General features: G+C 62.6%; 12 protein-coding genes. All 12 read right to left on the bottom strand.

The genetic code is table 11. The features are described from left to right. On the bottom strand, positions 1-314 hold a 314-nt coding region (locus ACTG4J_RS12305; RefSeq protein WP_439139919.1), incomplete at its 3' end, for an ATP-binding cassette domain-containing protein. A gap of 12 nt (positions 315-326) precedes the next feature. Beyond that, positions 327-1,820 carry an amino acid ABC transporter permease gene (locus ACTG4J_RS12300; RefSeq protein WP_439139917.1) on the bottom strand — a complete coding sequence of 498 codons (1,494 nt, stop codon included), beginning with the start codon at positions 1,818-1,820 and terminating at the stop codon, positions 327-329. Between the two features lies 1 nt (position 1,821). Beyond that, the gene (locus ACTG4J_RS12295) at positions 1,822-3,036 is read right to left on the bottom strand and encodes an amino acid ABC transporter permease (RefSeq protein WP_439139915.1); all 1,215 of its coding nucleotides are present in this window, start codon (positions 3,034-3,036) and stop codon (positions 1,822-1,824) included. A gap of 128 nt (positions 3,037-3,164) precedes the next feature. Beyond that, on the bottom strand, positions 3,165-4,184 hold the full coding sequence (locus ACTG4J_RS12290) for an amino acid ABC transporter substrate-binding protein (protein WP_439139914.1): 1,020 nt from the start codon (positions 4,182-4,184) through the stop codon (positions 3,165-3,167). Between the two features lie 238 nt (positions 4,185-4,422). Continuing rightward, the gene (locus ACTG4J_RS12285) at positions 4,423-5,139 is read right to left on the bottom strand and encodes an ATP12 family chaperone protein (RefSeq protein WP_439139912.1); all 717 of its coding nucleotides are present in this window, start codon (positions 5,137-5,139) and stop codon (positions 4,423-4,425) included. Then, positions 5,136-5,840, bottom strand: a complete 705-nt coding sequence (locus tag ACTG4J_RS12280; RefSeq protein ID WP_439139910.1) for an HAD-IA family hydrolase — start codon at positions 5,838-5,840, stop codon at positions 5,136-5,138. Before ACTG4J_RS12280 ends, ACTG4J_RS12285 begins: the two co-directional genes overlap by 4 nt. Beyond that, complete coding sequence (locus ACTG4J_RS12275) at positions 5,837-6,883, bottom strand: RluA family pseudouridine synthase (protein WP_439139908.1); 1,047 nt, start codon at positions 6,881-6,883, stop codon at positions 5,837-5,839. Before ACTG4J_RS12275 ends, ACTG4J_RS12280 begins: the two co-directional genes overlap by 4 nt. Then, a complete protein-coding gene (locus tag ACTG4J_RS12270) occupies positions 6,880-7,254 on the bottom strand; it encodes a fluoride efflux transporter FluC (protein ID WP_439139907.1) in 375 nt (124 codons plus the stop codon). The genes ACTG4J_RS12275 and ACTG4J_RS12270 overlap by 4 nt, the downstream gene beginning before the upstream one ends. 125 nt (positions 7,255-7,379) lie before the next feature. Continuing rightward, a complete protein-coding gene (locus tag ACTG4J_RS12265) occupies positions 7,380-8,696 on the bottom strand; it encodes a replication-associated recombination protein A (protein ID WP_439139905.1) in 1,317 nt (438 codons plus the stop codon). Positions 8,697-8,744: 48 nt separating this feature from the next. Further along, the gene (locus tag ACTG4J_RS12260) at positions 8,745-9,332 is read right to left on the bottom strand and encodes an acyl-homoserine-lactone synthase (protein WP_439139903.1); all 588 of its coding nucleotides are present in this window, start codon (positions 9,330-9,332) and stop codon (positions 8,745-8,747) included. Positions 9,333-9,413: 81 nt separating this feature from the next. After that, positions 9,414-10,025 carry an autoinducer binding domain-containing protein gene (locus ACTG4J_RS12255; protein WP_439139901.1) on the bottom strand — a complete coding sequence of 204 codons (612 nt, stop codon included), beginning with the start codon at positions 10,023-10,025 and terminating at the stop codon, positions 9,414-9,416. A 374-nt stretch (positions 10,026-10,399) separates the two neighbouring features. Then, positions 10,400-10,819, bottom strand: coding sequence for a 50S ribosomal protein L17 (rplQ, locus tag ACTG4J_RS12250; RefSeq protein ID WP_422240114.1), 420 nt, complete (start codon positions 10,817-10,819; stop codon positions 10,400-10,402). Positions 10,820-10,965 lie beyond the last annotated feature (146 nt).

The following is a 10,965-nucleotide window of genomic DNA, read 5'->3' as shown; positions in this document are numbered from 1 at the left end:
ATCCCGACCTCGGAGCGCACCTTGTCGATGTTCTTGAGGTCGGTCGACAGCATCGTGCCATCGACGGTGATCTGGCCCTTCTGGTGTTCCTCCAGCGCGTTGATGCAGCGGATCAACGTGGATTTGCCCGAGCCCGAGGGGCCGCACACAACGATGCGTTCACCCCGGTTCACCGTCAGGTCGATGTCGCGCAGCACGTGGAAGGTGCCGTACCACTTGTTCATCCCTGTGATTTCGATCGCGATCTCGTCGGAGACCGTCATCTGCGAGCGGTCGATCTGACGCTCATGCATGGCGGTTTGCGCCTCGGTCATCTTGTGGTCTCCTTATCGGCGGTCGGTCTGAAGCTTGCGCTCCAGATACATGGAATAGCGGGACATGAAGAAGCAGAAGGTAAAGAACAGAAGCGCCACGAAGATATAGAGCTCCCAGTAGATACCGTTCCATTCCCCGGTGGCACGGATCGCATTGGTCAGGCCAAGCGGATCGCGCAGGCCGACAAAGACCACCAAGGTGGTATCCTTGAACAGGCCGATGAAGGTGTTGACGATGCCGGGGATCGAGATCTTGAGCGCTTGCGGCAAGACGATCAGCTGCATGGATTTCCAGTAATCCAAGCCAAGGCTATCGGCGGCCTCGTATTGGCCCTTGGGAAGCGCTGCAAGACCACCGCGCACCACCTCGGCGATATAGGCCGAGGCGAAAAGCGTCACGAGGATGATCACCCGCAAGAGGGCGTCAAAGCTCGATCCGGGTGGTAGGAAATACTTGAGCAGCGTCGAGGCCACGAAGAGCCACACGATCAGCGGCACGCCGCGGATCACCTCGATGAAGCTGACGCAGACCCAGCGGATGAACGGCATGGTCGACTGCCGGCCCAAGGCCAGCAAAATGCCGATGGGCAAGGACAAGACGATCCCGGCGGTACCGATGATGATGGCCAGCATGAAACCACCGAACTGATCCGACGGGATCGCGGGCAGGCCCATCGGCATGATACTGTGTGCTGCATCCTTGAAGTGGGGCAAAAGCGGGAACAGCCCGCCGTGATCGATGAAAGGCAGCGGGTCGAGGAAGATCATGATGAAGGCCGCAATCGCGGCCAGCGCACCACCCAACAGGCCCGAGCGCCCCGCGACAAGGCGGCCGATATAGAGCGCGCCCACGATCCCAAGGGCCACCATCACCGGCCCCCAAACCGAACCGCCCCAGAACAAGAACACCCCGACGAAGGGATAGGCCAGCGAGAAAAGCAACATGGCGCGCGGCAAGCTGGAATAGAGGATCGGGGCCACGGCGACGACCAGCAGCACCACCGCCAGAAGCGGGCGCCAATAGCCGAAGAAGAAGATGGTCAGATTGCTGAGGTCCGCCTTCATCGCGTTGACGAATTCGATGCGCGCGGTCGCGTTCGAGCCTGCGCCGAAGACCGCCTCGAGACCACCGGCGGCAGCAAGCTGATCGGCGTAGAACAGGCTGGACAACAGCCGGTCATCGGTCGGGTAGAAGCCGAACAACAGTTGCAGCCAGCGTTCGTTGATCACCGCCCAGCAAGCGGCGCTTTCCAGCCCGCGCGCATCGCGGATCTCGCGACATTCGGTCAATGACCCGGCCGACCAGATACCATTGAGTGTCCAAGGCATGATGGAGGCCAGAACGCTCCAGATCAGATAGACCGACAAGATGGTGAGAAGCGTGTTGGTCACCGACGAAAAGAGGTTCTCGCGCATCCAGCGCAGCACACCCGCCTGACCGGGCGGAGGTGGTGCGGGCGGAAGGATATCGCGCCGGACGAAAGCGACGGTGGATTGGTTGCTCATCTCACCGCTCCTTCAATTTGACGCTGGAGTTGTAGAGGTTCATCAGCGACGAGATGATCAAGCTGACGACGAGGTAGAAGGTACCAAGCAGCAAGATGCCTTCGATCTCGCGGCCGGTTTGGTTGATGGTAATACCCCCCAGCGTCGAGCGCACATCCATGTACCCCACGGCCAGCGCCAGCGAAGAGTTCTTGGTCAGGTTCAGGAACTGCGAGATCAGCGGCGGAATGATCACGCGCAGCGCTTGCGGCAAGATCACCAACTGCATGGTGCGATTGGGCTGCATGCCCAGCGCAAAGGCCGCCTCGGTCTGGCCGCGCGACACGGCCAAGATGCCCGAGCGCACGATCTCGGCGATAAAGGCAGAGGTGTAGAGCGACAAGGCCAGCCACAGCGCGATGAGCGAGTTACGGATCTGGATGCCGCCGACGAAGTTGAAGCCGCCCAATTCCGGCATCTGGAGCGTGATGGGCCGACCCATGACGAAGAAGGCCAAAAGCGCAGGGACAAAAAACAAGGCAAGCGACAGGCGAAAAACGGGGAGTTGCTGGCCCGTCTGTTCTTGGCGTTTGCGCGCAAAGCGCCGCAGGATGAAGATTGCCGCGACCGAGAGCAGGAAAACGGCCACGACAAGGCCCGAGCCCTCGCCCCACAAGGGTTTCGGAATGAAGACGCCGCGGTTCGAAATGGCGACGCTGTCCCACAAGATCATCGACGCGCCGCCGCCTTCGCGGAAATCGCGCGGCTGCGGTGTCGCCTCGGTCATCACGGCGAAAACGATCAAGATCCAGATCAAGAGCGGCGTGTTGCGCATCGCCTCGACGTAGAAGGTCATGATGCCCGCAACGACGAAATTCTTGGATAGGCGCAACACCCCCGCCAGTACGCCGATCACCGTGGCTAGGATACAGCCCATGAAAGCGACAAGCAGCGTGTTCAAGATGCCGACAAGGGCCGCGCGCGCATGGGTATCTTGCGAGCTGAATGGGATGATCTGCTGGTTGATGTCGTAACCGGCAGTGGTCCATAAAAAGCGGAAGCTGAAATCCTTGCCCAGCGCGGCAAGGTTCTGGATCGTGTTGTCGACCAACCAAGCCAGCGACAGCATCAACAACATGGCCGCGACGACCTGAATGGTCATCGACCTGTAGCGCGCGTCATAGAGCAGCTGGCTCAGGCGGAATGTGTCCCGCGGCATTTCGGTCGTGTCGGCCATGCGCACTCCACTGGGTAAGGGGTGACAGTCCGACCGGACAAACGCCGGTCGACGAAAGCAAGTCAGTCTGAACGGAAAGAAGCAAGATACGGGGCCCGGGCAAAACCCGGGCCCCGATCGTCAAGCGATCAACGGAAGGGCGGTGCGTACATCAGGCCGCCATCGGTCCACTGGGCGTTCAGACCGCGCGCCAGACCAACGGGGGTGTTCTCACCGATATTGCCTTCGAAGATTTCACCGTAGTTGCCGACAGCGGCAAGCACATTGACGGCCCAATCATTGGGCAGGCCGAGCATCGCGCCCAGCTCACCTTCGGTGCCAAGCATGCGGTTGATCTCGGGGTTGGCCGTGGGGGCAGCTGCCAGTTCACGGACATTGGCCGAGGTCACGCCATATTCTTCGGCAGCGACCAGTGCATTGAGCGTCCAGCGAACGATATCGCCCCAGTCATTGTCGCCGTGACGGACCACGGGGCCAAGCGGCTCCTTGGACACGATCTCGGGCAGAATGACATGCTCAGCCGCGTTCTCGAAGGTCGCGCGGGTTGCCGCGAGGCCGGAGACGTCGGTGGTGTAGACGTCGCAGGCACCAGCGAGATACTGCTGCTGGCCTTCGGCGTTGGTTGCGACCGGAACCGGCTCGTAGCTGATGTTGTTGACGCGGAAGAAGTCAGCAAGGTTCAGCTCGGTGGTGGTGCCGGTCTGGATGCAGACGGTCGCGCCATCGAGATCACGCGCCGAAGACACGCCCAGATCTGTACGGACCATGAAGCCCTGACCGTCGTAGTAGTTCACGCCGACGAAATCGAGCTTGAGGTCGGTGTCGCGCGAGAAGGTCCAGGTCGAGTTACGGACCAGAACGTCGACTTCGCCAGCGGCCAGCGCGGTGAAGCGGGTTTGGCTGGTCAGCGGAACGAATTCCACCGCCTGCGCGTCACCCAAAGCGGCAACCGCGATCGCACGGCACAGCGAGACGTCGAAGCCCTGCATGTTGCCGTTCGCGTCGGGTGCGGCGAAACCTGCGAGGCCCTCGTTCGAGCCGCACTTCAGCGTGCCGCGTGCCTGGACATCAGCAAGCGTCTGTGCGGATGCAAGACCTGCTGCCAGCCCGGCGACCGCAAGTGTGCCGAGAAAAATGGATTTTTTCATGTCTACCTCTTCCTGATGGACCGCCCTTTTGGGCGCTCGTTTCCAATCCCCCAAAGGGCTTTGGTAAGTTCGTGCGAACGTATGTTAACGCTCACCGCGGATAACTTGGGCAAAATCGTGTGCATAGGTCAAGTGCAAGCGCTGTAGCTACCCCAGGGTCACGCTGAAATTTTCAGCGAAAAGGGGGGCGGCTGCACCGTTTTTTCGCAATAATTTTGGAGCGATGCCGCAGGCTTTCTCAATTTGGCTGCGACATCGCCCAAAATTGCGCCGCACGCAGGAAATCGCCGTGCTTATAGGCTGCTAGCGCGGCGGCCTCCTCATCTGCGCCCCATTGTGCGATCTGCCACTCCTCATCGATTCGCGAGATGGCCCAAGCCTGATCGGGTGCAAGCCGCCCCGAGGTCACCGCCAACGCGATGATCAACGAGCCTGAAATCGCAACAAGATCATGCAATCCGGTCAGCTGAAACGCATCAAGCGCACTGACAAAATCAGCTAGTCGGGCCAGCGATGCGGGTGGCTGATCAACCGGTAACACGCCGACCGTCGCGATGAGCGGTGCATCCAACGCGTCAGCGGCCCATGCCAAGAGCGGATCCCATGCCACGGCTTGGCGTGCGACCAGCGCGGCGGGGCCGGCCGCGCGGTAACAGATCAAGTCGGTCTCGGCATAGGCGGAAAGCATGGCGGCCACTTCGGCGCGTTGGGGCGTGACGCGTTCGATGGCGGAATTGGCCGCGCGGGTGACGGGCATGGTGAGCGGTGCGATCTCGCCCGTCTGCGCGGCCCATTCGGCGGCGACGGCCTCGGCCATTGCGCGGCTGGGCAGGGTCAGGGGGATCTTGCCCGGCGTCATCACGCGGCGCGCATCGAGATGCACGGCAAAGCCGCCCTCTGTCTGGGATACCGAGACTTCGCTCCAAAAGCGTTTTGCTTTCCATCCAGCTGTCATGACAGGGGACATATCCGGTCGAGCGTCACTGGCAATGCGTCAAAGCTGTGCAAGATCGCGCCGGCTCCCGATGCGATCAGCCGATCGGCGGGGTGGTATCCCCAAGCGACCCCCAAGGCGTGGATGCCAGCGGCGCGCCCCATATCGATATCATAGGTCGTATCGCCCAAGATCACGGCGCGCGCGGCCAAGGTGCCGGTGTCGCGCAAACAAGCCGCCACCATGGAGGGGTGCGGTTTGGACGGGTGATCATCGGCGGTCTGCACCGAGTGGAACAGCCCGCGCAGATCATGCAGATCGAGGATATGATCCATCCCGCGGCGAGATTTGCCGGTGGCGATGGCCAAGAGGGTGTGATCTTGCGCGGCCAAGGTGGCAAGGGCCGCGCGCGCGCCCGGAAAGAGCGGCGAAAGGGCGGCGCCATCGGGGCTGCGGCGCATCTGGCCAAAGGCGTCCTTGTAGGCCGCCACCAGCCCCGGCTGGCTGTCGGGATGGTCCGGGGCCAACCGCGCCATGGCGATCGGCAGCGACAATCCGACGATGGAAAGTGTCGCTTCCCGTTCGGGCGGGGGCAGGTCATGAGCGGCAAAGGCCGCATCCATCGCGGCGAGGATATGGGCCTGGCTGTCGATCAGCGTGCCATCGACATCGAAGATGACAAGGCGCAGTTCGGTGCGCAGTTCGGTGCGCAGTTCGCTCAAACCGGGTCCTCGAACGGATCGGCGGGGACATCGCCGACCCGCCATTCCAGATGATCCCATGTGCGCTGCATGTGATCGGGCAAGGGGGCGGTAAAGCTCATGCGCTTGCCCGTCACGGGATGGGTCATGGAGATGGAACGGGCATGCAGATGCAACTTGCGGCTCAGATCGCCGCCGAGCTGTGCGCCCCAGCCATCGCCGAGATTCTCCTGACTGGAGCCGCCGTATTTGCCATCGCCCGCCACTGGGTGCCCGATACCCGCCATATGCGCGCGTAGCTGGTGGGTGCGCCCCGTCACCGGCACCAGCGCGACCCAAGCCGCGCGACTTCCCAGCGCGGAGAGCACGGCATAATCGGTATGGGCATGCTTGGCGCCCTCGGTCGCATCGACATCCTTGGGGGCGACGATCTGCATCTTCTCGCCTTCGCCGCCCTTGCCATGGCCGGGCGCTTTGACAAGACCGTAGCGGATCGTGCCCATGCGGGGGCTGGGCACACCGGCGGTGACGGCCCAATAGATCTTGCGCGTGTCACGCGCGCGGAATGCCTTGGTCAACGCATCGGCAGCGGCGCGCGTGCGGGCAAGCAGCAAAACGCCCGATGTATCCTTGTCCAAGCGATGCACGAGGCGCGGTTTTTCGGAAAGCCCGAAACATAGCGCCTCGGCCAGCCCGTCGATATGGCGCGTATGGCCCGAACCGCCTTGGGTGGGCAGGCCCGCGGGCTTGTTCAGCGCGATGATATGATCGTCGCGCCAGATCACGGCTTCGCGCATCATCGCGGCATCGGCATCGGAAATGCGCGGCGGGGCCACGGCATAATCCGGCGCGGCCTCGTCAGGCAAGGGCGGGATGCGGATGGTCTGGCCCGTCTCGACACGGCTGGCGGGTTTGGCGCGCGCGCCATCGATGCGGATTTCGCCCTTGCGGCACATCTTTTCGATGCGGCCTTGGGGGATATGCGGAAACTGGCGGCGGAACCAGCGATCGAGGCGCTGATCGCCATCGCCTTGGGCGACCGTCAAGGTTTGAACGCCACTCATGCGAAGCTCCGACCGATGGCAAGGCCGAGCATCAGCGCGCCCAGCGACAGGGTAACATTGGCCAGAACGTAGAACGCGGCAAGGCCCAGCGCGCCACGTTCATAAAGTGCCACCGCCTCGAGCGAAAAGGCCGAGAAGGTGGTGAAGCCGCCCAAGATGCCGGTGACGATCAAGGGCGACAGATGGCTCAGCCCGCGCGCGGCGGCATAGGCCACGAAAAGCCCCGCCAAGCCTGCGCCCAGCACATTGACCGTCAGCACGCCCAGCGGCATGGGCGTAGTCCCGAGCAGGCGCAAGACCCCGATCCCGGTCAGGTATCGAAGCACGGCACCGATGGCGCCGCCAAGCGCGACTTGGAGAATGGCTGTCATGACGGCTGCATGTGGCGGCGGCGGGGGGGAGTCAATGGGCAGGCAACGAGGTGGGGATGAAAAACTGCAGTTTTTCGTGAGGGTAAACTGCAGTTTTCCCATGCGTTTTCTATGCAGAAAACGCCCTAACTCTTGCGTTTGGCACGCAAGCCCTCGAACCACTCAAGCCGCTTTTTCAGATCACGCTCATAACCGCGTTCCACCGGCGCATAGAAACGCGCGCGCGACATCGTGTCGGGGAAATAGTTCTGCCCCGAAAACCCGTCTTCGGCGTCGTGATCATAGGCATATCCCGCGCCAAAGCCTTGATCCTTCATCATCTTGGTCGGCGCGTTCAGGATATGCTTGGGCGGTGGCGCGGAACCGGTGGATTTCGCACTCGCCCGCGCGGCCTTGTAGGCGACATAGGCGGCATTCGATTTCGGTGCCAGCGCCAGATAGATCACGGCTTGCGCCAGTGCCAGTTCCCCCTCGGGAGAGCCCAGCCGCTCGTAAGTGGACCACGCGTCGAGGCATTGGCGCTGCGCGGCGGGATCGGCGAGGCCAATATCCTCGACCGCCATGCGGGTGATGCGACGGGCGAGGAAACGGGGGTCTTCGCCCCCCTCCAGCATGCGGGCGAACCAGTAGAGGGCGGCATCGGGGTCTGAGCCGCGCACGGATTTGTGGAGCGCAGAGATCAGGTTGTAATGCGCCTCGCCCGATTTGTCGTATTGCGCGGCACGGCGTTGCAGGCGTTGGCCCAGTTGCGCAGGCGTCAGTTGCCCGTCGACCTTCCACGCCGCGACCTGTTCCACCAGATTGAGCAGCGCGCGCCCATCGCCATCGGCCATGGTCACCAGCGCCGCCCGCGCATCGGGGGTCAGCGGCAGGGGGTGGTCCAGCGTGGCCTCGGCATGCGCGATCATCTGCGCAAGCGCATCATCACCCAGACGGTTCAGCACCAAGACCTGTGCGCGTGACATCAAGGCGGCGTTCAACTCGAAGCTGGGGTTTTCCGTCGTCGCCCCGACCAGCAGGATCGTGCCATCCTCCATATGGGGGAGGAAGCCGTCTTGCTGCGCCTTGTTGAAGCGGTGGATTTCATCGACGAAAAGAAGTGTCCCCTGCCCGTTCGCGTGGCGCAGGCGGGCGGCCTCGAACACTTTGCGCAGCTCGGGCACGCCGGTGAAGATCGCGCTGATCTGGACGAAATGAAGATGCGTTTCCTGTGCCAAAAGCCGCGCGATGGTGGTCTTGCCCACGCCGGGCGGCCCCCACAAAATCAGGGAACTCAGCGCACCCGCATCGAGCATGATCCGCAGCGACCCCTCGGGGCCGAGCAGGTGATCTTGCCCGATCACATCGGCCAGCCGCGCAGGTCTGAGCCTGTCGGCCAAGGGGCGGGGGCCGGTGGCACGGGCGGCGTCTTGATCGCCTTGTGGTGTATCGAACAGATCCATGCGCGCCACGCTATCGCCCTTGTGGCGACGGCGCCAGAGTGTGGGCCGTCAGTGCATCTTGGAGGCCATGGTAACGAAGTAGCAGCGATGCGACACGCCCCCGATCTTCATCAAGGGGCCGGCCGGTTCCATGTCGATGCCCAAGCGACGCCCCAAGCGTGGCACGGCGATGGGCAAAAGCCCGATCAGCGTCGAGGCACCCAATTCACGTGCCGAGCGCACCATGTGGCCCATGAGCGACAGCTGCACCTCGTGGCGGATATCGGTCGTCACGCCATCGGCCACGAAAAGGCGGTTGGCATCCCAGATATGATCGGCGATCGGCGCGGTGTCATCGAGCAGATGCGCGGGGATCGTATCGAGCAGCCCGCGCTGCGCATCGCGCACCATGTAGGAATAAATCCCGCAGCGCGCGGTGGTGGGCGTCAGGCGTACGCCCGCCAACACCCGGTCGCCCGCATGCACACAGACCCAGCGGCTTTGGGCGGTATCGTATTGGTCGAACTCCATCCCGTCGGCATTGGGCAATTCCCAATGCATCCCCTCGATGAAAGTGCGGTGGCGGGCGCGCAGCATATTGGCGAAGAGCGCGCCGTGCTGGTGCATATTGGCAAAGGACAGTGTCGTCATTTTCATAGGATAAGCCCCCTTTGTTGGCCGGTCGTCATCACACCGCACCACGGGGGGCACCCCTATGCCTCAGCTGTCGGTACCGTCCTAGATCAATCCGTACTCTCTGGCGCGCTGAACGGCCTCGGCCGTGGTGCGCGCCATGAGTTTTTGCCGGGCCGCGGTGAGGCGGGCTTTGAAGGCGCTTTCGGATATGCCCAGACGGGCGGCGGCAGCTGCATGGCGGTCCCCATCCGCGATGCATCGTAGGGCGTCGGCCTGCGGGCGCGACAGGCGCGCGGGCGGCTCGGACAGATCATGCATGCGCTGCACGATCCGATGGATATGGGCCATCTCGATATCGGTGAATTCACGGTCAGCGCGCGCCGCACCCGCGATGGTGCGCGACGACATCGGGCCGGTGGAAGAGATCATGCCATAGCACAGCCCGTATTGCGCCGCCTCGGCCAACAGGCCGAAGGGATCGGGCAGGCCGATCTGCGACCATCGGCGCGTGCCAGAATGGCTGAGGCCCCAAGCCAGCGTCGGGTCGCGCAACCCATAGACCTTGGCGGTGTAGACCTCTTGCCAGTCTTCTGGATAGGTGTTGACCATGATCAGGGGCGAGACATAGCGGATATGCAGCCCGACGGCGAAACCTGCCGGCGCGGCCAGCGCCAACTCATGCAGCAAAAGATCAATAACTGGTGCTTTTGACACAAAAAACTATCCAAAAGGTCATGTCCTTTTAGACAGGTTGCCAGAATGACGGTCAACCGTATTCTCGTCACGCGTGTGTGGAAGTGGTGAGACGAATGGACGAAAAGATCGAACCGGGTCTTTTTGCGCGTCTCATGCGGCTATCGCCGCGGGCGCGCAATGACATCCTCGAATATCTTGGCCAAGGCCCCGTGTCATCCCAAGCGATGCTGAACGGTTTGTTGAAGCCGCCGCCCACGACAGCGGCACTGCGCCGATCGCCCGCGAGATCGCAGACCAAAGGCGGAACGGCCGAGCATTGATGACATGAAAACGCCCCCGCAATGCGGGGGCGCAATCTGATCGCGATGATCACCCGGGTGGGTGCGCGCGAATTATTCTTCGACAAGCTCTTCGGCGGCAAGGCGAGCGCGGTCGGCGGCACCTTTGGCATCCAGATCGCGATCGACGAATTCGATGATCGCCATCGGCGCCATGTCACCATAGCGGAAGCCCGCCTTCATGATGCGCACATAGCCACCCTGACGCTCGGCGTAGCGGGGGCCGAGAATGTCGAACAGCTTGGCGACATAGGCGTCTTGCTTGAGCTGCGAAGCGGCCTGACGGCGGGCGTGCAGATCGCCGCGCTTGCCCAGCGTGATCAGCTTTTCGATGATCGGGCGCAATTCCTTGGCCTTGGGCAGGGTGGTCTTGATCTGCTCATGTTCGATGAGCGAGCCGCACATATTGGCGAACATCGCCTTACGATGTTCGTGGGTCCGGTTCAGGCGGCGGTATCCGCGGGCGTGACGCATGGGTCAATCTCCTATCACATTTTGCTTTGTCCGGAGGCCCGTGCGTGCAGACCTCTCACCTATTGGGGCATCATTGCCCGGGGGGCGGGGCAAGGTGCGCCTGAAGGCGCACCCTACACCGATCAGAAGTTGTCTTCGTATTTCTT

It is taken from the genome of Roseicyclus sp., assembly GCF_965662675.1.
Classification (GTDB): domain Bacteria; phylum Pseudomonadota; class Alphaproteobacteria; order Rhodobacterales; family Rhodobacteraceae; genus Roseicyclus.
Note: the sequence above shows the minus strand (reverse complement) of the source record. Positions and strands in the feature narration are given on the sequence as shown.